This is a genomic window from Clostridium sp. OS1-26 (genome assembly GCF_030915445.1).
Classification (GTDB): Bacteria; Bacillota; Clostridia; order Clostridiales; family Clostridiaceae; genus Clostridium_AM.
This window is the reverse complement of the sequence record NZ_CP133264.1, coordinates 4283179-4306020: the sequence shown is the minus strand read 5'-3', so window position 1 is coordinate 4306020 and position 22842 is coordinate 4283179. Positions and strand designations below refer to the sequence as shown.

Genomic DNA, 22842 nt, shown 5'->3' with positions numbered 1-22842 from the left:
TATGCAACTCGATTAGGTATTATTATATCTTGTATAAAGATTTATTTGATGCTATTTAAATAAAATTGATCAGCATCAGCATGGCATGGAACTCACTATAGATATCTAAACTGAGTGTTTGCCTTATTAGCGGTATTCATGGGAGTATCTCTTCTGTACTGCTAACAATTTTGAAGGATAACTTATAGAGTATCTTTTATTGAAAAAGTATTTAAAATGTACTATTATTAAAATAATGGAAAATATTTTCATGATTTAAACATAAGAGAGGTTTGGGAAATGAATTTTTTAAAGATATCAGATTTAGCCTATAACGAATTAAAAAAACTTTTATCTGAAAAAAATATAGGAACTAGTATGCTTAGAATTTATCTAGCTGGTATGTCTTGCCATGGTCCTTCCTTTAATATAGTTGTTGATACTCCAAAGGAAAGCGATCTAACCCAAAAGGTACAAGATACAATTTTTATAGTGGACAAGACTCTTTTTATGCAATATAGTGGTTTTATTTTATTATGTGGTGAAGAGAATGGTCTTGGTGGGATTACCCTTGAGCCTGTATATAAACCTGAAAGTTCAGGTTGTGGCGGAGGATGTTCTAGCTGTTCCTGTGATGGTTGTAACTAATACTGTATAATTTAGATGAGTTATAAAGAAACTATCTAGAAAGTTAGCTTATACAAAGGAATATGGTTCCAAAGCTGAAGGTAGTTTTAAAAACTTTTAACAGGCTGAAGCTTGGAAACATATCCGGTCGTATAAGTTAACTTTCTGCCTAATCCCCTATAAATTATCCTAATAATTTTTTTACCATCAGGATTAATTTTTGATCTATCAAATTTACCAGCAACTTTTGGCATAGTTTCTTTCATTATTTTTCCCATATCTGCTGCTGTATAGTTTCCATTAGCTATAATCTCTTTTATTATTTCCTCTACTTCCTCTTCACTTAATTGTTTTGGAAGATATGGGGTTAAAACTTCAAGAGCATAATTCCCTTCTGCTATTTTTTCTTCATTGTTTAATTGTTTAGCATACTCTAAGGCTTCTTTTATTTGTTTTATATTTTTTTCTATTATTTTTATAACACCTTCATCAGAAATATCCTGTCTCTCATTAACTTCAAAGGCTTTTATATCAGCGCTCACTAATCTTAAAACACTTACCTTTGCCTTTTCTCTTGCCTTCATTGCTGCTATTTCATCTTTTTTTAATAATTCTTTTAACATAATATTCAGTTACCTCTTTTCTCTAGAATAATTTGCATATTTAAATTATACCAATATTATAAATAAAATCAAAGTTTCTTATATATTTAGGATTTTTGCGCTACAGGGTATAAGCTCGAAAGTTAACTTTCTGATTTAAAGCCATATATATAAAGAAAAAACTGTAATTAAATATACATTTAACTACAGTCTAAAACTATCTTAAAACTATAACATACTTATTTTTATCTCAGCTTTTATCTTATTTACAATATCAAGGTTAACATATCCTGTTTGCTCTTCCATGGCATTCGCTGTACCACAAGCCGATGCGAAAGCTATAGTGTCTTCAATGTTGTAACCTCTATGCAAAGCTACTGCAACTCCTGCCACCGTTGAATCACCAGAACCCACAGGGTTAACTGCTTTAATTTTAGGAACCTGAACTCTATACTTTTTACCTTTGTAACCTATAATAGATCCCTCTGAACCTAATGACACAAATATAAACTCTACTCCGCTGCAATGTATCTTATCTATTATCTTTATTATATCTTTGTCATTATTAACACTTTCACCTGTTATTATTTTTAATTCATCTATATTAGGCTTAATAAAAAATGGCTTTCCCTGAATTCCTTGAACTAATGCCTCTCCACTGGTATCTAATAAAAATTTAACTCCTTTTAGATTTGCCTTTTCAATTATTTCTTTATAGGTAGAAGTTATCATACCTTTAGGCAGACTTCCTGATGCACATACTATTAAGGAATTCTTTAATATTTCATCATAGGTTTCTTTCCATCTTTCTATTTCATCTTCTTCCACAATAGGACCTGGTTCTAGTATTTCTGTCTGAGTCAAATCTTTAGTAATTACAGCTAAACAGCTTCTTGTTTCACCTTTTATTTTTACAAATTTATCTTTTATTTTTAGCTCTAAAAGCTTGTCTGAAATAAAGTCTCCTGAATGTCCACCCAAAAATCCTGTAGCTGTAACTTCCTCTCCAAGCAGTCTTATTACTCTGCTTACATTTAAACCTTTTCCACCTGCTGTGTTTTGTACTTTTTTTGCTCTAGCTACTTCACCCTTAACTATATCATCTAATATATAGCGTTTATCTATAGATGGGTTAAATGTTATTGTTGCTATCATGCTCTATTTTCACTTCCACAAACCTTTATTTTATGAATTACAACATCTTTCATTGCAACCTTTCCTGGAATCATATATTGTCTTGGATCAGATGCTTCTGGATGTTCAACAAAATACTTTTTAACAGCACTAGCAAAAGGAATTTTTAAATCTGTTGCCACATTAACCTTACAAATGCCGAGTTCAATGGCTTTTTTAACCAGATTATCTGGAACATCGGATGCACCATGAAGAACTAATGGCACGTTAACAATGGTTCTTATCTCCTTCAACCTATCAAAGTCTAACTTAGGCTCTCCCTTATATAATCCATGGGCAGTTCCTATAGCCACGGCTAAAGAATCTATCCCTGTTCTTTCAACAAACTCTCTTGCACTTTCAGGATTAGTATACATAGTATCTTTTTCATCAACTACTAAATCATCCTCTTGTCCACCTAATCTTCCTAACTCCGCTTCAACTGTAGCATCGAGTCTATGTGCATATTCTACTACTTCTTTTACTATTTCTATATTTTTTTCAAAACTTTCGTGGGAAGCATCAACCATCGCAGATTTAAAGCCTAGATCAAGATAGTCTTTGATAGTTTGAGTATTTTCGAAATGGTCTAAATGAATTGCTATAGGAATGTCATATTTTTTAGCTGCAGCATTTGCAATTGAAATTATATAGTCAGCACCTGCATATTTTAATGTACTAGGTGTTCCAGCTAAGATTACAGGCGATTTCATTTCCGCTGCTGTTTCTACTACAACCTGTATAGTTTCTAGATTGTGTATATTAAAGGCTGGAACTGCATACCTTTCCTTTTGGGCCTTAAGCAATATTTCTTTTGTAGATACTATTTCTTTCATTTATAATTCCTCCCTAGCTAAATATGTCTTTAGCGAGTAAATACTTCTTTACCATTAATTAAAGTTTTTACTACATTAAAATTATCATCTATAATAACTAAATTTGCCTTTTTTCCTTCTCTAATACTTCCTACTAATTTATCAACATTCAATAATTTGCTTGGGTTAAAAGAAGCCATTTTTATAGCGTCTAGAGGTTCTACCCCTACTTTTTTTATAATATTCTTCACACAAGTCAAAATAGCAGTTGTGCTTCCTGCTAATGAGCCGCTTTCTACTCTAGCAATAGAACATTTTACATTAACCTTTAATGCCCCAAGCATATATTCACCATCCTGCAGTCCGGACGCTTGAATTCCATCACTAATTAAAATTACTTTTTCTTTATCTTTGCACCTTAATAACAAATCTACAGCAGCGGGATGAACATGAACTAAATCGCATATTAATTCGCAATACACGTCATCCTTAGTTAAAACTGCTCCCAAAATCCCCGGTTCTCTATGGTTAAAACCTCTCATGCCATTAAAGGTGTGTACCGCAACTTTAGCTCCAGAATCTATAGCAACAGCTGCTTCATCATAGGTAGCATTTGTATGTCCCATTGATACTTGTATATTATTTGATGTTAAATATTTTATACACTCATATGCATTCTTCTTCTCTGGTGCAATAGTTATAACTTTTACAGTATGTTTTGACACTTCAATTAATTCTTCTAATTCCTTTAAATTTAAGTCCCTTATTAAATGTTCCGCATGAGCACCTTTATGCTCCTTACAAATATATGGTCCTTCTATATAAGATCCTAAAATTTCAGCACCTTCAACTTTATCCATGCAGAAACTAATGTTAACAAGAGCTTGTTTTATTTTTTTAACCTCTTCGGTAACTGTAGTCGGAAGAAATGAAGTTATTCCACGAGATGCTAAGTATTTTGATATTTCATTTAGTGAATGATGATTACTGTCCATGGTATCGTATCCATTGGCACCGTGTACATGCAAATCAATTAAACCTGGAATAATACTGTATTTACTTAAATCTATTACATTTCCCACATTATTTTCTTCATGTTCTTCTAGAACTTTTTTTATAATTCCGTTTTCAATTATAATAGTTGCATTTTCTAAAATTCTATTTTCACAATAAATACTTTTAGCTTTTATACCATATAGCACTTTAGATCATCTCCAAATCTAGATTCCATTATTATTAACTTGTTTTTTCTCTCTTGGTTCAAAAGCCTTTACTGCACTAATTCCTGATTGCAGCGCCATGTTTTTTAATTCTTCTATGCTTATACCTTCTCTAGATAAGCTGATTTCTAGTATCATTCCTACATTCGTACCTGCCACAACCCTGCTATTTTTTAACTCTTGACATAAAAGGGCACAGGTTCTAAAGGGCGATCCCCCTGCTATATCCGTTAAAAATAATATTCCTTCACAACCACTTAGTTCCTTTGCTGCATTTTCAAGTTTACTTTGTAGGCTTTCAATATTATCTTTTATAGTAAAGTCTACTCCTATTACATTTTCTTGTTTTCCAGCTATAAGTTCTAATGAACTCATAATTCCACTGGCAAAATTTCCATGACCACTTACAACTATTCCTATCATGCTGCTTACCTCGCTTCAAATAATTTTTTAGCTTCAGTTGAGACTAGAGTTCCAACTGAAGCATTGTCTAAATTTATCTACTATACTATTCCTATTAATCTTCCTATTATGCCAAATACTACAGTTACTCCAATAAGCTTGATTGGTGAAAATCCTTTCTTTAGTAAATAGTACATTAAAAATGTGTATCCAAGGGGAAGCATATTAGGTAGCACTTTGTCTAAAACATCTGGCTGAAGAGCAACCTTTGCTTTACCTGCTGTTAAAACTATAGTAGTTTTGAAGTTTATATATGATGCTATTAATCCACCAACTACTGTTATACCAACTATTGATGCAGCATGTGCAACATACTTAGTATTTTCTTTTAATGCTTTAATAGCTTTAGTTCCTGTATTATAACCATAGTGCATTAATCCGAATCTTAATCCAAAATGCAATGCATTAAATAATGCTAAGAATATAATTGGACCCGCTATGCTGCCCTGCATACCTAAAGATGCTCCAATGCCTACACATATTGGAAGAGCTGTTAGCCAGAATAAAGCATCACCGATACCACCAAGTGGTCCCATAGTTGCAACTTTAATAGCTCTTATTGTATCCCTATTTTCCTTTGCTTCTTCCATAGCAGTAACTACACCCATAATAAAAGTTACAAGAAAAGGATGTGTATTAAAGAATTCCATATGGTCTTTCATTGCAGTTGATAAGTCAGCCTTATTTTTATGAATTTTCTTTAATCCAGGTAACAAGCTGTATAGCCATCCACAAGCTTGCATTCTCTCATAGTTAAAGGATGCTTGAAGGAATAATGAGCGCCAAGCCATTCTATTTAAGTCTTTTTTGGTTATAACTTTTTCTACATTTACATTAGATTCCACCTGAATGCACCTCCCTTTTAGTAACCTTTTCCCCTCTACTTTTATTTGCGAAGAAGTCATATAATGCAATTGCTGTTCCTATTAATGCAATTGGTAGTATTTGAAGTTTTCCATAAGTTGCAAATATAAATCCGATTATTAAAAATGCAATATATTCTTTCTTCAACATAATCTTTAATAGCATTGCAAATCCTATTGCTGGCATCATGCCACCTGCTACAGATAATCCTCCAATTAACCATGTTGGTAATGCTTGAACTATATTTTTAGCTGAGTCTGCACCTAGATATATAGGTAAGAAAGCGATTACAAAGTAGAAGACAAATAATACTGCCATCCCTAAGTAGTTTATTCTGTCAATTCCGGCAGTATTAGCCTCTTCTGCAAATCTGTCAGCCTTATGCATTATAGGTGAAAAAGCTGTAAATATTAATGTTATTGCTCCTTGTACTGCTACTGCAAAAGGAACTGCTATTCCTACAGCTACATTTGGATTTTGCTTAGCTAATATTGCAAAAGATGTACCAATAATACCCCCTATTACTACGTTTGGTGGCTGAGCTCCTGCTAATGGAACCATACCCATCCAAACAAGTTCTAGAGTTGCACCGGTAACAAGACCGGTATGAACGTCACCTAAAATTAAACCAATAACTAAACCAGTAACAAGTGGTCTGTGTATATGCAGCAATCCGTCGAACAAGTCTATTCCTGCTATACCAGCCCAAATAGCGATTAATAAGGCTTGAATAAGCATAATAAATTCCCTCCCCTTTAATTAATATTATAAAAATTTAAGTATATCATCCGCTTTTTCATCTGGAACTCTTCTAATCTCTAATTGAACTCCAAGCTTGTGAAGCTTTCTAAAGGCTTCTTTATCACTTTCATCTAGTGATACTGTGCTAGTTACCTGTTGTTTACCTTCGCTAAAGTGCATATTTCCTATATTTACTTTTTTTATAGGAACTCCACCCTCTACTAGTTTTAATGCATCCTGTGGTGTTCTGCAAACCATGAAAATAAGCTGATCATCAGAAGCCATATGAATCACATCTATTGTTTTCTGAAGAGTAAAGTATCTTGTACCTATCACATCAGGTACTACCATATCCATTAAGTTTTGTTGTACTTCATCATCAGCAACTTCATCATTTGCAACTACTATTAAATTTGCACCTAAGTGGTTTACCCAAGTTACTCCCACCTGTCCATGTATTAGTCTATTATCGATTCTAGTTAGTAAAATATTTGGCATAATGTCCCCTCCTTAATATTAAGCTTTTTATTTATCATACTGGTGTATTGTAACACCTTTGACTACTCTATTAACTGTTCCATCTGGTCTTGGATTGTCTGGTGATATTCCAAGCTCTAATGAGTAAAAAAGTGCAAACATTTGAGCATAAAGAACAAAATTTAAAGCTTCAAAAGCATCACTAATTACTTCATACTGTTCTGAATTTGCGATAAATACTTTATCTGCTATCTCATCTATTTCAGTATCTTTATTGTAGGTTATAGCAACTACCTTATGATTTCCCTTATCATTGTATATTTCTCTTAACAAGTCTATATCATACTTTCTTGTGTACTCATCATTAGATACAAACACAAAAACTAAAGTTTTTTCATTAACAATTGATTTTGGACCATGTCTAAAGCCTAAAACTGACTCGCTAGTTGAATTTACTTTACCACTTGTTAATTCTAGATTCTTCAAAGCTGCTTCTTTTGATAGTCCATTTAATGCTGAAGATCCTAAATATACAACTCTGTCACAGCCTAATTTAACTAAGTTTAATATTTCACTGACTTCAGTATCCAATATTTTGTTAGCATTTGTTATAATATTTTCAATAGTAACAGTGTTTTTATTAAGATTTTTCATATCAAATATAATTAAAGTTGTTAACAGCATACAGCTGAAACTGCTTGTCATCGCAAAGCTCTGATCATTTGATTCTTCTGGCATTAGTATCACTAAATTGTTATCATTACCTTGGGCTTTCTTTGCCAAAGCACCATCTTTATTACAGGTTATAACAATTTGATTTATATCATTTACTAACTGTTCGGCTAAGTCATAGGTTGCAACACTTTCAGGACTATTCCCTGAGCGTGCAAAGGATACTAATATTGTTGGCGTATCTTTTTTTAAAAAGTCTTCTGGATTACTTACTATATCAGTTGTTGCTATTGCTTCTACCCTTACTCCCAAAATTCTTGATAAATATGGTGCAGCTATATCTCCAACATAAGCAGAGGTTCCTGCGCCAGTAAGAATTATTCTTACTGAATCCTTATTTAACTTACCATTTATAAAGACAGATATTTGTTCTTTATTAAGATTAATTATATCTAAGGTTTCCCTCCAAAGCTTTGGTTGATGGTAAACCTCCTTTGCTGTGTGATATCCTCCAATCTTTTTTAGTTCATTAACATCTACATTGAATAACTTATTCATATAATCACCTACTCTTTTATATTAACTGTATTTTTTTCATATTTTATTTATATGTTCTAGGTAGTAATGTTATTACGACATCATTACCAGTTTGGCTAAATTTAAATTCTTATATTTTGATTAGTATAATACTAATCTGCATTTATACTTGAAATATGCTTATCCATTTATTTTAAGAAACACGTAAAAGTAATGACGTCATTACCAGTATAATTATTTTTTTGTAGTATATCAATAATATTTTTTTTATTATTGATATACTACATTACTTTTCTAATCTTACTCTATATTTAAATTTATCACCTCTAGCAATACTTATAGTGTATTCTATAATGTCATCATTTTCATATGTGAATCTCTCTATTTTCAAACTTGGCGACTCCTTAGATATCTCTAGCTTTTCAGCTTCTTCTTCATTTGTTAAAACCGGTTGAAATGTTTCCTCCGCCATTGTAAGGTTAACTTCAAATTTATTTTTTAAAATATCATACAATGCCTCTTTTTCTAAGTTTTCCTTAGTTATTCCAGGAAACTTATCATATGGAACATAACTTGTTTCTACAATCATAGGAATATTATCCGCTATTCTCAATCTTGTAAATTTATAAGCCAAAGTTCCTTCTTCCATCCTCATCTTTTTGCTTATCTTATTGCTAATACCTACAATTTCAAACATCAAAACTTTTGAAACTGGCTTTTTACCTAGCTTTTTCATTTCTTCGGTAAAGCTATAGAATTTAACTAGATCCTGATCCAATTTTTTTGATGCCACAAAGGTTCCTTTGCCATGCACTTTATAGATGTAACCTTCTCTTTCAAGCTCCGTTATGGCTTGCCTTACCGTGGACCTGCTTACATCATATTTCTCACAAATGTCTCTTTCAGAAGGCAGCTGATCATCTTCATGCATTGAGGTTTCAATTTCCTCAATTATTATATCCATTAATTGAGAATACAGCGGAATTCTACTTGCTTTATCAATTTGTTTCATATCCACCTCCAAATCCCGTGCATTTCATCACTGGTAGTGTGGTACGTACCACCTATATTTATAATATATATCATTATATAAACGTTGTCAACATTTTTATATATAATAGATTATTTAGCTAATCAATATTTTTTCTATTTTCACTATATTGTATATATTAAGAAGTATTAAAAATAATAGTAGCACATTAAATACTCTTAATATCATATTTGAGGAAAGGTTCTTGTTAAGTTTTGTTCCACATATCCCTCCAATAACTCCTCCAGCTATCATGTAAGGTAAAATATTTAAATTATAACTGTAAAGCCCTATAGTAGTTATTATCTTAATAAGTTTTGCTCCTTGAGAAAATAATATTGTAATTATGGAATTTACAGCTGCTTCTTTAGTATCCATAGAAAAGAAAATAATTAATATACAAACATTTATAGGACCTCCTCCAACGCTTAAAAAAGATCCCAAAAATCCTAAAAATAAGCCTATAATCATACAATAAAACAGATTTTTAATCCTATAACTTTTATACTTGTCCATATTGTTCATATATACGTATACGAAAATAATGAGAAGTGCTAATATTATGTTTTGAAACAAAGCAACATACTCTTCATTAGTAGCATTTAAAATTATATGCATAATACTATCGCCTAAAACTCCTCCTATTACTGATCCTGTACCTATTAGCACAGTTCTTTTTACGTCTATTTTAAACTTATACCTAATTTGCTTTATAATAGAAACTACAGACATAGCAAAAACTGTAGATGAAGATAAAATACTTATAGTAGATACATTATAATGGCCTAAAAAATCTAAAAGTGGTTTTATTATTACGCCTCCACCTAAACCTACCATGGAACCAACTGTTGTAGCTATTAATGCTATTAAGAAATATATAATTGTCATACTTATCATCTCCATAAAAAATGTATAATAAAAACAAAAGGCGTAAGCTATATTACGCCTTTTGTATATTTTATTTTTCTATAGCTTGCAAGGCTTTATAAATTGTATTATCGTTTTTAGCTAATAACTCTATACTTTCCTGCTTATTTAACCCAGACAATATCATAAATACTGCGACCTTAACATTTTTGTCGCTTTCTTGAAGATATTTCTCTGCTTTTTCTCTATCCACAGAGGTACACTCCATTATTATTTTTTTACTTCTTTCTACAAGCTTATTATTATTCGCTCGAACATCTACCATATAGTTTCCATAAACTTTGCCACACTTTATCATAGCCCCAGTAGAAAGCATATTTAAAACCATCTTTTGTGCTGTTCCAGCTTTTAACCTGGTGGAACCTGTTACAACCTCTGCTCCAGTGATTATTTCTATGGCAACTTGACCTAATGAAGATATTTCAGCATCTTTTACACAACTTATTGCTATATGAGAGGCTCCTATCTCCTTTGCATATTTTAAGGCCCCCTTAACATAAGGTGTTCTACCTGAAGCTGATAATCCTACTATAGCATCTTTTTCACAAAGCTCTATTCTTTTTAATTCCTCTATAGCTCCTTCTTCAATGTCTTCTGAACCTTCGTTGGCCCTAACTGTTGCATTGTAACCTCCAGATAATATTCCTATAACGATGCCTTCATTTACTCCAAAGGTTGGTGGGCATTCACAGGCGTCCAATACCCCTAATCTACCAGAGTTCCCAGCACCAACATAGATTAATCTTCCACCTTCTGATAATCTTTCATGAATTATATCTACAGCCTTTGCTATATTTTTTACTTCTTTTTTTACAGCTTCAGCAACAGTAAAATCTTCATTATTCATAAGTGTTATCATTTCAACAGTAGAAACTCTATCTATATTTACAGTATTTTTATTTACCTTTTCTGTATCTAATTTAGATAAATCTATACTCATAGCGTTATCTCCTAATAAAATTTATTTTTATTAACTATGAATTAAATTCCGAGATTTTTATTATAATAAGTCTTTCAGCTTACATTCCTTATCATCAGGTACCATTATAGCGTCTATATCTACACCTGCTTCTAAAAGTTTATTAAAATAACATATATCTATATCTGTCACATTAACAGAACGTTTAATAGATCTTGTCCCTTCTCTTGTAGCCATATTTCCAACATTAAGTTTCTTGATATCTAATCCAGCTTCTTTTAAATCCCATAAATCTTTAGGATTCTTTACTATCACTAAAACTCTTTGTCCTTCATATTTTCCAGCAAGAATATTCTTTACTGCTGTTTCTTTATTAATTATTGAAGTTCTAACTGAAGCAGGTGCAACCATTCTTAAAAGCGACTTTTGCATTTCATCGTCTGCTACTTCATCGTTAATTACCATTATTCTGCTTATGGATAAAGAATTTGTCCAAAAAGCTGCTACCTGTCCATGTATTAATCTATCATCAATTCTTATATGCACTATTCCTTTCATTCTTACTCCTCCCAATTAACCTAAAATTTTCAAATTAAAAGCAATTATTGATAAAACAATCAATAATATTATTACCCTAGTTGAATTCATGTTCTTTCTACCTAATAACCAATAAGTTAGTAAAACTATACTTAATGGTATTAATGCAGGCATCATCTTATCTAACATTTCTTGGGCCACTAATTTTACTTTCCCCGAAGTGTATATATATGGTACCTTTGCTTTTATAACTGTTGGTATTAAGCCCCCTATTACCATTAAACCTAACATTGATGCTGACTCTGCCACATTTTTAAGAACATTTCCTATTGATGATACAAGTTTTGCCCCTTGCTTATATCCTGATTTTATAAATCCTTTGCTTATAATAATTTTCACTATGTTTGCCATTACCCATAAATAGCATCCTATTGAACTACCTTGTAGTGCCATATATGCTGCTATTGATCCAAATACCGTATTTAATGTTACTCCAAATAAAGTATCTCCTATACCAGCTAAAGGCCCCATTAATCCTGTCTTTATAGCTGCTACTGCATCTTTTGCTTTTGCTCCTTCGGCTTCTTCTATAGCTAAGTTTGCACCTAATATAAATTGACCTGTTACTATATTACAATTAAAGAATTGAAGGTGGTTTTTTACCGCTTCATTTAATTCATCTTCATTTTTATATATCTTTCTTAATGCTGGAAGCATTGCAAAACAATATCCTAATCCCTGCATTTTTTCATAGTTCCATGCTGTCTGTGATGCTAATAACCACCTTGCAAATACTTTATTTATCACCTTGTTATCTAATTTTTTATTTTCTTTCTCTACTGTATTATTCATCTTCATCTGCACCTCCTTCATATGCTAATGCTACATTATTATTTGTAGATTGATTTTGAACCTTTTTAAAATTATATAATGCTGCCGCGAATCCTATTAAAGCTATTCCTAGCATTGGCATATTTAAATATGCTGCTAACACAAACCCTACTATAAAATATGGAGCATATGATTTTATTGGTAAATACTTAAGAAGTAATGCTATGCCTAGTGCTGGTAATATTCCTCCTGCTACCTTTAGTCCTCCCATTAACCATGCTGGTGATACAGCTAATAATTGCTTAACTAAACCTTCTCCAAAGTATAAACATAGGAAAACTGGTATGAACCTTGATATAAGCCATGTTGATAAACCCAATATATTCATTAATTCAATCTTTTCATACTTTCTTTCTTCTGCATATTTTTCTGCTCTATGTTGGAAAAATACATTACTCATTCTTGCTAGCACATCTAGTTGAACTAGAAGTAGTGCTGCTGGTACCCCTATTCCTATTGCAAAATCTAGTCCTTGCTTTGTTGATATTGCTAATGCCCCTGCTATTATTGTTGCCGTTGCATAGTCTGGTATTGTCGCTCCTCCATAGCTTCCTATTCCTAAAGTCATTAATTGTAAAGTTCCACCTACTAATAATCCTGTTTTTACATCGCCCATTATAAGTCCTACTATTAGTCCTGTTATTGCCGGATTCCTAAATCCTATCTTCATATTTGTTTCATCCCACTGAGCTATTCCACCTAGTAAAGACAAAACTATGATTTGCCACAATTGTATATGCATCTCTTCTCCTCCTTACTAAATTTATATTTAATCTTCATCTTCTGAAGATTTTAGATCCTCTGGCAGTACAATGGCTTCTCTCGCTGATTGTTGTAAACTTTTAACTACATCTTTAAGACAACTATCCTTTAACAAAGTCCCTTCAATTAGTATTGGTAAATTTACGCCTGTGATTATTTCAACTCCATTATACTTATTCTTTATTTCAAGCACGCAGGTATTAAAAGGCGTACCTCCAAAGATATCTACTAAAATTAATAATCCTTTATCTTTTTCATAACACTTTGCTACTTCCTGTTCTAACCTCTCTTTAAAGTTTTCTACTCCTTTTTCATCTAACCCAACAGCATAAACGTGATCTACATCATTAGTGAACATCTTTAATGTTTCTTTTAACGTAGCAGCCATGTTTCCATGGGTTACTATCATTATTTTATACATTATATCTCTCCTCTTCTTATTTTCTATTGTCATTAATTTATTAAGCAAATATTATGCCAACTTTTTATAAACATATCTATTACTTTTAAAATGTTTAAAATACTTATTCCACAGGTTGTCATAATATGGATCTTAAGATCTGTCAACAAATCATCCTTCTGTCCTATCTAAAAAACATAAAAAAATAAGACACAAATCACATGTGTCTTATTTTTTAAAAATTTAATTTACCTATCTTAGACTCTATTATGCTTTGTATAATATAAATCTCTTTTACAGGAATAGTAAAGTTATATTCATTACTAATTGCTTTAAATATAGAATTCGATATTTTTACAAATTTAATATTATTGCTTTCATAGTTTTTACTTTCCTCTTCTATAAACTCAAGCCCTTGCTTTAACATTATTCTTTCAATCATTATACTTATATGAATATATAAAGTTATTTTCAAATCTACGTTAAACCTCTTATCTAAAATTCTTTCATAGTCAAGTATTATGCTTTCAACTTCATTGATTATATTTTTTGGATTTAATATAGTCATTCTAGATATGAGGTTGTCCATAGAAAACATTTTTATTATATCTTGTTTTATGTTGTTAATATTTTTATCCATAGTAACATCTTCTAATACATCAAATAATGTATCATCATAATCATCATTTATCAAATCATGCATAAGTATAGTTTTTACTCCTTCTATTTCTAGCTTAGTAGTACTTATTACAAGTTTAACATCATAATCGGAGAAAACCTTATCATCTTTCCCCTTAAGATTTAATGAAGCATAATCATACTCCTTAACCTCTATATCCGCGTTGCCTATACATTCTCTAATAAGATTTCTAACCTTTATTGCCGTCCCTATACCTGATATGCAAGTTGTTAATATTGCTTTTTTCTTACCCTTTACCTTTATTAGCTTACACATTAGTGGATTACTTTTTTCTATACCAGTAATCATACTTTCAACATCTTGTCCATTAATAATTCTTCCAGCTATATCAAGAGCTATATTAGTTGTTATATTATTAATTATACCTAAATCTCCATCTATAATTTTTTCTAACTCTAAATTTATATCAACTAATGATCCCATATCTACTAGTATTATAGTTCCTTTGGATGTATTTATTTCACTGATATAATTTTTGATTTTGTTTTTCACCTCTATTGGACTACTCTCCATAGGCATATCAAATGCTTCAAAAATAAATTCACCATATAACTGATTAGCCACACTAGCTATACTGCTAGCTGTAGAATATCCATGAGCAACTATTATAGCATTTATTAATGTAGATTCGTTGCTCATCATTGTAAATACATAAAGTATTATAATAACTTTAATTCTAATATCTAACTCACAATCTAAATTGTTCTCTAGGTTATTAATTATCTTTTCTGATATTATTAGAGGCTTACTTATTTCTCTTCTTAATATATTTTTAATCCTTGTTACTTTCCTAAAGTCCTCTTCATCCTTAGCTGAGATTATATTATTTCTATTATAGATTAAAAATTTTGTTAAAATTTTGCTAGTATTTCCATAATATTTTATTCCATAGGTGCTCTCTATTAACTTTAGAGTATTATCTACTGTTTCTAAATAGATATTATTAATTAGGTCATTACATTTATCATCCTCTTGCTCATAAACTATAAGCTCTAAACTCCTGTTTAACTCTATAGCTAAACCTTTTCGAAGCTCACTTATTGATATATTATGTTTTTGATATTCAGTACATAAGTATTCAACTGTTTCTATTAATTCATTTAACCTATTGTATCTATCAATTTCTAAAATATTTATTTCGCTTATATCTTTATCTTCTCTTTTCACCTTCATATAGTCCTCAAAGTAATACTGCTTTATATTTTGATTAAATTTTTCTTCATGCAAAGCTGAATGTATTTTATCTATCTTTATTACTTCTTTAGCTTGTTGTTCTTTATAAGCCAATGCACAACATAGCTTTACAATATTTTTTAAGCTTCCTATATTGCCACCATTTTTTTGTGATAATATATAGTTTATTATTTTTCTACTTATGTATATATCCCTATTTATTTTTAAGCTCTCATCTTTAAAAAACTTATAAATCATTGTAATTCTTTCATCTATTGGTCTTTTATATAGTTTAGGAATATTTATTTCCAAAGGAATTCTTCTCCTGAAAGTTTGTAGAAGAGCTTCTTTTGGATTTTCTGTAGTTGCAAAAATAAATCTTACATTTGCTCTTCTCTCGGCTTTGCTTTCGCCAAGTCTCTTAAATACCCCTTTGTCCATAAATACAAATAGCTTCTCTTGTCCTTCAGCTGAAAGCCTATGAACCTCATCTAGAAATAAATATCCTCCATCAGCTAACTCTAGCGCTCCTAGGTGCTCCTTATCGGCTCCTGTAAAGCTTCCTTTAGCATATCCAAAAAGATTAGCCGATAAAAGCTCTGGGTTATCAGCATAATCTGCACAATTAAAAATTATAAAAGGAGAATCAGCTTTTATCTTACCTTCTTTTTCGGCATATTTATGTATAAGGCTTGCAATATAACTTTTACCTACTCCACTGTCCCCAGTTAAAAGTACCGACATATCCTTACCTGGATAAAATACTGCAGCTTTACATTTTTCAACCGCGTCCCTAAGACTGCCCTTGTATCCTACTAAATCCTTAAAAACATCATCACCTTCGTTGTTTAAGATTGTATTTTTATTATCTATAATATAATTAAACAATACTGGTCTTGTTTTAATCTTCATAGCCTTCTTTTCTTCTACAAGCTCATTTAAATACTGACTGACTAGATTTCTCCTAATAGATAATATTTTTGATATTTCCTCAGTGGTAATTCCTTTAAAATCATCATTTCCCATGTGATTTTCTGTAACACTCCTAAGTAACTCTTCAATTCTTCTCTTGTTATTCTTTAACATTATGTTCAACCTTCTTTACTATACTTAATAAAATAAAAGAAATTATTTATTTAATAATACAAAAAGAAACATCCTTATGCCATAGATTTTTCATAAAATCCATAAAATCATAAAGATGTCTCTTTTTAATTTATTTATTATTAATTATTTTAAGCCTTGTTCGTAAGCTTCTACCATTTTCTTAACCATGTTTCCGCCTACTGATCCAGCCTCTCTTGAAGTAAGGTCTCCATTGTATCCTTCTTTTAGATTTACTCCAACTTCTCTAGCTGACTCCATTTTAAATTGATTTAATCCTTCTTTAGCTTGTGGAACTAATGCTCTATTACTTCTATTTGCCATAGTTTTTTTCCTCCTTGTTTTTATTGTTTTTATTTTTTTAATATGTTTTATAGTTACAGTTTGTACAGTTTAAGCTTAATTACTCTATGAACCTATAGGAAAAAACTCCAGCCATTGCTAGATATGTAATTGTAATAATAAAAGTAATGTTATTATTAACAGGATTCTTAGCTTTAGGTGGAGTTTTAAACTCCATCTGAAGCTTAGAAGCCGTTATCCAGTGGCGGTAGACATCGGATAAATTTATAGTATAAAATTTACTTTTCCGGATAAAGTAAGTTTGTTTGTTATAATGAAATTCCTTATTAAATGTTAGAGCAACCTTAAAATTTCAAGGTTGCTCTAAACATATCAACGCTATATCTACAAAAATTCACTGTTATCTCGTATATTTTTTTATTGATTCATATTTTGATTTATTTTTTTCAGAAGGATTTATATACTGAAAATCTCCATTAGCATTTCTTCTTATCCCTAAGTTTGCATACTCTTTGTCTTTTACTTTACGTTTATTTACCATTAGTACCACCTCCAAGTGTTAGTATCTGTAACAAGGAATCCTTTTATCCTATTACTACTAGATAGTACTCTGTGAAAACCACTATCAAAAAATCATATATGCTAACAATACATATAACATTAAATTACATAATGTTGTAACCTCTTAAATCCATTAATTTCTCTCCAATTGTCTAATATACGTTCTAATAATTAAAGGCGGAACAAAAGAAGAAATTGTAAAAATGAGGCATGCTTTAAAACATACCTCACTAAACAGCCTTCTTATTTAAATCCTCACATATTTTTTCTAAATCTTCTATGCTATTTATAACGCAATCCGGCTCATACTCCATAAGATCCTTTAATGAAAGAGCTGTATATTTAACTATACAAGTTCTGCAGCCTGCATTTCTTCCACAAAGAATATCATTATGGCTGTCTCCTACCATTATTGTCTCCTGCGGTTGAACTCCCAGCAGTTCACAAGCTTTTAGCGCAGGATCTCCTAATGGTTTGTGATTTTTAGTATCCTCAGGCGTTACAATAATGTCCATATAATCATATATGTTTATTAGTTTAAGACCTCTTTCCGCCATAGGTCTTCTTTTAGAAGTAACTACTCCTAATTTTATTCCAGCATTTCTAAGCGATTCAATGCCTTCCTTTACTCCTTCAAATATTGTAGCAATATCATCATGATTACTCTCATTGTAAACTCTAAAAGTGCTTACCATTAAGTCAGCTTTGTCCGCATCGTATTTAGCCATTGAATCTCTAAGTGGCTCACCAAAGGTTTTCACTATCTCTTCTCTTGGCAATTCTCTATTAAAAAGTTTGTTAAATGCATATTTAAAGCTTTGTATTATAAGTTCATTTGTATTTATAAGCGTACCATCTAAATCAAACAAAATAGCTTTTATCATATATATCCTCCTATGTTAAATACTCTTAATATATAATAGCACAGCTCATATCCTACAACAAGTTTCCTATAGGGTTACTAGACCGAAAGTTAACTTTCTAGTTTGAAATTCTATATTTACTTCTTGTTATTATCTTCAAAAACTTTTATCAAGTTATGATTTAAAATATCGTCGGAATATTGAAGTTCTTTATTATATTCTTCTTTCATCTTAGCTAATTCATCTGTTTCTTCAATTTGTTTTCCTGACTTAATATCATAGTAGGTGTTTGTCCAAGAAACATAAAAAACATTTCCATCGGTAAAAGAACCATTTCTAAATAAGACTTTACCATTATCACTGTTTAGTATATCCTTTCCAAACATATATTGCTTAGGCAGATTGAATAAATTCGCTAAAGTTGGATACAGGTCCATTTGTCCTGAGTAAGTATGATTTACTCCTTTATTAGCATCTTCGGGGAAATGTATAATTAGAGGAACCTTTTGATACTGAAACCACTGCAAGTCATTTACATTACTCATATTTTCAAATTTATATAATTCCTCTATATTATCTCTAGGAATCCCAAAGTGATCTCCATATAATACGATAACAGAATTTTGTGTTATGCCTTCCTTGTCCAATTTATCTAGGAACATTCCCAATTGCTCATCTGTATAATGTATTCCTTTTAAATAATTTCCTAGTAAAGTATTATTGTATTCTCCTACATCGAAGTTACCATACCCTTGTACATCATCATATGGAAAATGGCTACTTAAAGTAATCAAAAATGAATAATAAGGCTGCTGAAAGGACTTCAATTTATCTACTGATTGCTCTAAAAAGGATTTATCACTTAATCCTAATCCTACAGTTTCATTTAAATTAAAACTATGTTCTCCATAAAAGTTATCGAATTTTTCAGATTTATACATAACATTTCTATTCCAAAAGCCTTCATTGTATCCATGAAGAGCAGCAGTATAGTAATCTTTGTCCTTCAATTGTTTTGCCAAGGAATCATATTGATTGCCACTGTAGCTATAATAAGCTGCACCGGATTGAGCTGGATACAATGAATTATTTGACATAAATTCTGCATCGGAAGTATTTCCACCAGCAACTTGATAGAAATAGTTATCAAAATACAAACTTCTATTTAACCATTTATTTAAGTTAGGAGTTATCTCCTGACCATTTATCTTTTTATTTATTACAAACTGCTGTAAGGCCTCTACTTGAATAACAATTAAATTCTTGCCCTCTCCCACTCCTTTTAAATAGGTGCCAGAGGAGTTATTATTATTTTTTAGAAAGCTCTTAATTTCTTGCTCCTCCTGAGAAGATAAATTTTTTGAATTTTTTATTTTTGTGCTTACATAATTGTATGCATCTATTGCGTGGAAATTTAGATTTCCAATCAATTTAGTTAAATATATTCTATTGCTCATGGAACTTAGTAAAGTTGGCTGTTCCTTTGAAACAGCATAGACAGATTTAGCATTTATAGTAACTCCAATTATAAACATTATGCCAAATGCAGCAAACTTACTTAATAAAGGCTTTTTTTTAATGTTCTCTTTATTTTTATACTTCTTAACAAAAGGTATTAAAATTATAACATCTACTAAGTATAGTAAGTCCTTTAAGCTAAATAAACTTCCCACACTTGAAGAAACGCCTCCTAATAGCTTCACATTTTTTAATGCTGCTACAGTAATTACATCTTTAAAATACCTATAATACATAAGGTCGGCCACAAGCAGCAAGCTTACTATTACATCTAATGCGTATAGATATCCTATCCTCTTATTGTATTTTAGAAGTACTGAGAAACTCACCAGTACCAATACTGATGCAAACACAGGATGTGTTACCCCAATATATAAATATTCAGGAGAAATCTCTTTAGCATAAAACATTATTTTTATGAAAATTAATATAAAAAATATTATAATATCTGCATTTCGTTTGCAAATATTAATTAGAGTGCTATTTTTTAATTTATATATATTCATCATTTCACCTCTTGAAAAATCCTATAAATAAATATTACATTCATTTTGTTACACTTTGGTGGCAACAATATTAATAAATTGTAAATACCCATACTTAACTACCATATTATTTCAATTAGTTGTAATTATCTGTGATATTTTTTTATATACTACCTATAATATCGAGTACTTCCCCTAATTCAAACTTCACTTTATATTTAAATCAGCATAATATATAAGTATGAATAATTATTTAGGAGACTTTTTATGCTTTTTAGGCAAAACTTCTACTCGAGGGCTGCCGCTGTCAGCTATGCTGTTAAATATGCATTAAATCCAAATCCCGCCTATAGGTACTTTCAACTTAATCAAAATGTCGGTGGAGATTGCGCTAATTTTATTTCCCAATGTTTGCTTGCCGGAGGAGCTCCTATGATTTATAATTCGAGTAATCCTTGGTGGTACAATAATAAGAGTACTTCAAATACAAATGATGATTCTTGGTCAGTATCATGGACTGTAGCACATTCACTTTATTGGTTCCTAAGAATTAATGAAGAATCAAAAAGACCTGGTGCTAAAGGCTTAGAAGTTAATAATATTCAATTGGTTGAACCTGGTGATCTTGTACTTTTCGAGGATGACAAGGGAATAAAATTTCACTCTGCTATTGTTACATCAATTTCAAATGGTGTACCTTTAATATCTCATCACTCTTTTGAAGCTTTAAACATACCATATTACAGTTCATGGCCTGCAGCTAAGCAACGCTTTTTAAAAATAACCGTCTAAATATTTTATAAAAGACTTTATCTGCAATCTATAACCGGATAAAGTCTTTTAGTTTTCTCTATATTTCCTAGCAAATTAGTCTTTAAAATCTCATGAATAAATACTCAATAATAACAAATACTTCATATTAACAGTATAACTAATTACACTTTTTTAAAGTAAAGGAGTTCTTATGTGTAATAGCACTAATAATATAAAAGCTGAAGATACCCTTGGCAATATACAATATAGCGTAAAGCTAACAACTGCTTTAAAAGATAACATCAATATTTTCAAACAAATTTTTATTAATGATGATACACTTACATACCGTGAATTTGAAAATAATAAGAAATGCTTAGCGAAATTTTGCATGATATATATAGACTATATGGTTAATAGTACTGCACTGAATCAATATATTCTAAAGCCAATTATGAATTGCGATATCATCAATGTTGAAAGCAATTTTGCTGATATATTATATAAAAGTGTTATAGAATCCAGTAAAGTAAAAAAAACCTCAGATATTAACGAAATAGTGAAATCATTAATTTGTGGATGTACGGCTTTATTGATTGACAATTGTCAAGAAATATTAATAGTAGATACAGTTGGTTGGGAAACTAGATCAATTGAAGAACCTTCATCCGAAGGCGTAGTTGTAGGTCCTAGAGAAGGCTTTATAGAAAGTTTAAAAGTAAATTTATCCTTAATTAGAAGAAGAGTTCAAAATCCAAATTTAAAATTCAAACTTGGGGAATTAGGTACCCGTACAAAGACTAATATTTGTATATGTTATATTGAAGGAGTAGCACAAGAAAAAATATTGCAAGAGCTATATAGAAGGTTGAATAAAATTGAAATTGACGGCATTATAGACTCTAATTATATAGAAGAACTTATTACAGATTCACCCTTTTCCTTTATTAAAACTATAAATAGTACTGAAAGACCAGACGTTGTTGTTAGTAGGCTACTTGAAGGAAGAATTGCAATAATATGTGATGGAACTCCTTTTGTATTAACACTGCCTTGCATTTTTTTAGAACGATTTCAAGCAAGTGAAGATTATTATAATAACTATCTATTTGCATCTTTTAATAGACTTATTAGATGGAGCGGTTTTTTTTTATCTACTAGTACACCTGCTTTATATGTAGCTCTGGTAAACTTTCATCAAGAACTTATACCTACCCAACTGCTTATAAGTATTTCTGCTTCAAGACAAGGAGTTGCAGTTCCCACTTTAGTTGAAGTATTAATAATGACTCTCATCTTTGAATTACCGCGTGAAGCAGGTACTAGAATTCCTAAGCATATTGGGCAGGCAGTAAGTATTGTTGGCGCATTGATTCTAGGTGATGCAGCTGTAAATGCAAGATTTATTAGCGCACCTATAGTAATAGTTACTGCGCTAACTGGAATCTCCAGCTTTTTAATTCCTCAATTTACCGGAGTAATAACCATTAGAATAATATTTTTAATTATGACATCGTTTTTGGGGTTATATGGATATATTTTTACTTTAATAGCTGTATTCCTATATCTTACATCTCTTAGGAGCTTTGGCGTTCCATTTATGTTAAACTCAGGAACTGGAGCAATTACCTTTCAAGATTTGAAAGATACATCTATTCGAGCACCACAGATATTTATGAAAAGGCGACCAAAATTAGTTTCTAAGGATTTAAAACGTCAAAATAGTATTAAAGAGGGTAAAAAATAA

24 protein-coding genes are annotated in these 22842 nt (G+C 30.9%); 3 read left to right on the top strand and 21 right to left on the bottom strand.

Annotated elements, in window-relative coordinates; all coding sequences use genetic code 11:
* Positions 1 to 279: 279 nt before the first annotated feature.
* Complete coding sequence (locus RCG18_RS21305) at positions 280 to 627, top strand: HesB-like protein (protein WP_308038019.1); 348 nt, start codon at positions 280 to 282, stop codon at positions 625 to 627.
* An 86-nt stretch (positions 628 to 713) separates the two neighbouring features.
* Here RCG18_RS21305 and RCG18_RS21300 read toward each other — a convergent pair whose 3' ends face one another.
* The 21 genes from RCG18_RS21300 to RCG18_RS21200 all read right to left on the bottom strand — a co-directional run bounded on the left by RCG18_RS21300 (position 714) and on the right by RCG18_RS21200 (position 20366).
* Positions 714 to 1229 carry a GatB/YqeY domain-containing protein gene (locus RCG18_RS21300; RefSeq protein ID WP_308038018.1) on the bottom strand — a complete coding sequence of 172 codons (516 nt, stop codon included), beginning with the start codon at positions 1227 to 1229 and terminating at the stop codon, positions 714 to 716.
* A 207-nt stretch (positions 1230 to 1436) separates the two neighbouring features.
* On the bottom strand, positions 1437 to 2363 hold the full coding sequence (pfkB, locus tag RCG18_RS21295) for a 1-phosphofructokinase (RefSeq protein ID WP_308038017.1): 927 nt from the start codon (positions 2361 to 2363) through the stop codon (positions 1437 to 1439).
* A complete protein-coding gene (locus RCG18_RS21290) occupies positions 2360 to 3217 on the bottom strand; it encodes a tagatose bisphosphate family class II aldolase (RefSeq protein WP_308038016.1) in 858 nt (285 codons plus the stop codon). Before RCG18_RS21290 ends, pfkB begins: the two co-directional genes overlap by 4 nt.
* A gap of 29 nt (positions 3218 to 3246) precedes the next feature.
* A complete protein-coding gene (gene nagA, locus RCG18_RS21285; RefSeq protein WP_308038015.1) occupies positions 3247 to 4398 on the bottom strand; it encodes an N-acetylglucosamine-6-phosphate deacetylase in 1152 nt (383 codons plus the stop codon).
* Positions 4399 to 4416: 18 nt separating this feature from the next.
* On the bottom strand, positions 4417 to 4839 hold the full coding sequence (agaF, locus tag RCG18_RS21280; protein WP_308038014.1) for a PTS galactosamine/N-acetylgalactosamine transporter subunit IIA: 423 nt from the start codon (positions 4837 to 4839) through the stop codon (positions 4417 to 4419).
* Between the two features lie 80 nt (positions 4840 to 4919).
* On the bottom strand, positions 4920 to 5723 hold the full coding sequence (locus RCG18_RS21275) for a PTS system mannose/fructose/sorbose family transporter subunit IID (protein ID WP_308038013.1): 804 nt from the start codon (positions 5721 to 5723) through the stop codon (positions 4920 to 4922).
* A complete protein-coding gene (agaW, locus tag RCG18_RS21270) occupies positions 5713 to 6480 on the bottom strand; it encodes a PTS N-acetylgalactosamine transporter subunit IIC (protein WP_308038012.1) in 768 nt (255 codons plus the stop codon). The genes RCG18_RS21275 and agaW overlap by 11 nt, the downstream gene beginning before the upstream one ends.
* Before the next feature lie 27 nt (positions 6481 to 6507).
* Positions 6508 to 6981, bottom strand: a complete 474-nt coding sequence (agaV, locus tag RCG18_RS21265) for a PTS N-acetylgalactosamine transporter subunit IIB (protein WP_308038011.1) — start codon at positions 6979 to 6981, stop codon at positions 6508 to 6510.
* Positions 6982 to 7008: 27 nt separating this feature from the next.
* Complete coding sequence (locus RCG18_RS21260; RefSeq protein WP_308038010.1) at positions 7009 to 8190, bottom strand: SIS domain-containing protein; 1182 nt, start codon at positions 8188 to 8190, stop codon at positions 7009 to 7011.
* 265 nt (positions 8191 to 8455) lie between these two features.
* Positions 8456 to 9181 carry a GntR family transcriptional regulator gene (locus tag RCG18_RS21255; RefSeq protein ID WP_308038009.1) on the bottom strand — a complete coding sequence of 242 codons (726 nt, stop codon included), beginning with the start codon at positions 9179 to 9181 and terminating at the stop codon, positions 8456 to 8458.
* 114 nt (positions 9182 to 9295) lie between these two features.
* Positions 9296 to 10087, bottom strand: a complete 792-nt coding sequence (locus tag RCG18_RS21250) for a sulfite exporter TauE/SafE family protein (RefSeq protein WP_308038008.1) — start codon at positions 10085 to 10087, stop codon at positions 9296 to 9298.
* A 70-nt stretch (positions 10088 to 10157) separates the two neighbouring features.
* The gene (murQ, locus tag RCG18_RS21245; RefSeq protein WP_308038007.1) at positions 10158 to 11066 is read right to left on the bottom strand and encodes an N-acetylmuramic acid 6-phosphate etherase; all 909 of its coding nucleotides are present in this window, start codon (positions 11064 to 11066) and stop codon (positions 10158 to 10160) included.
* Positions 11067 to 11126: 60 nt separating this feature from the next.
* A complete protein-coding gene (locus RCG18_RS21240; RefSeq protein WP_308038006.1) occupies positions 11127 to 11603 on the bottom strand; it encodes a PTS sugar transporter subunit IIB in 477 nt (158 codons plus the stop codon).
* Between the two features lie 15 nt (positions 11604 to 11618).
* Positions 11619 to 12440, bottom strand: a complete 822-nt coding sequence (locus tag RCG18_RS21235; protein WP_308038005.1) for a PTS system mannose/fructose/sorbose family transporter subunit IID — start codon at positions 12438 to 12440, stop codon at positions 11619 to 11621.
* Complete coding sequence (locus RCG18_RS21230) at positions 12427 to 13215, bottom strand: PTS sugar transporter subunit IIC (protein ID WP_308038004.1); 789 nt, start codon at positions 13213 to 13215, stop codon at positions 12427 to 12429. The genes RCG18_RS21235 and RCG18_RS21230 overlap by 14 nt, the downstream gene beginning before the upstream one ends.
* Positions 13216 to 13242: 27 nt before the next feature.
* Entirely contained in the window at positions 13243 to 13656 is a 414-nt protein-coding gene (locus RCG18_RS21225; protein ID WP_308038003.1) for a PTS sugar transporter subunit IIA, read from the bottom strand.
* 214 nt (positions 13657 to 13870) lie between these two features.
* Positions 13871 to 16594 carry a sigma 54-interacting transcriptional regulator gene (locus tag RCG18_RS21220; protein ID WP_308038002.1) on the bottom strand — a complete coding sequence of 908 codons (2724 nt, stop codon included), beginning with the start codon at positions 16592 to 16594 and terminating at the stop codon, positions 13871 to 13873.
* Positions 16595 to 16738: 144 nt separating this feature from the next.
* On the bottom strand, positions 16739 to 16936 hold the full coding sequence (locus RCG18_RS21215; RefSeq protein WP_308038001.1) for an alpha/beta-type small acid-soluble spore protein: 198 nt from the start codon (positions 16934 to 16936) through the stop codon (positions 16739 to 16741).
* A gap of 379 nt (positions 16937 to 17315) precedes the next feature.
* Positions 17316 to 17456: a hypothetical protein gene (locus RCG18_RS21210; protein WP_308038000.1), complete on the bottom strand. Its 141-nt coding sequence runs from the start codon at positions 17454 to 17456 to the stop codon at positions 17316 to 17318.
* A gap of 250 nt (positions 17457 to 17706) precedes the next feature.
* Positions 17707 to 18360: a pyrophosphatase PpaX gene (ppaX, locus tag RCG18_RS21205; protein WP_308037999.1), complete on the bottom strand. Its 654-nt coding sequence runs from the start codon at positions 18358 to 18360 to the stop codon at positions 17707 to 17709.
* Between the two features lie 116 nt (positions 18361 to 18476).
* On the bottom strand, positions 18477 to 20366 hold the full coding sequence (locus tag RCG18_RS21200) for an LTA synthase family protein (protein WP_374118944.1): 1890 nt from the start codon (positions 20364 to 20366) through the stop codon (positions 18477 to 18479).
* 243 nt (positions 20367 to 20609) lie between these two features.
* Between RCG18_RS21200 and RCG18_RS21195 the strand changes: the two genes are divergently transcribed.
* Together RCG18_RS21195 and RCG18_RS21190 are read left to right on the top strand one after the other, a co-directional pair.
* Complete coding sequence (locus RCG18_RS21195; RefSeq protein ID WP_308037998.1) at positions 20610 to 21134, top strand: amidase domain-containing protein; 525 nt, start codon at positions 20610 to 20612, stop codon at positions 21132 to 21134.
* Between the two features lie 172 nt (positions 21135 to 21306).
* Positions 21307 to 22842: a spore germination protein gene (locus tag RCG18_RS21190; RefSeq protein ID WP_308037997.1), complete on the top strand. Its 1536-nt coding sequence runs from the start codon at positions 21307 to 21309 to the stop codon at positions 22840 to 22842.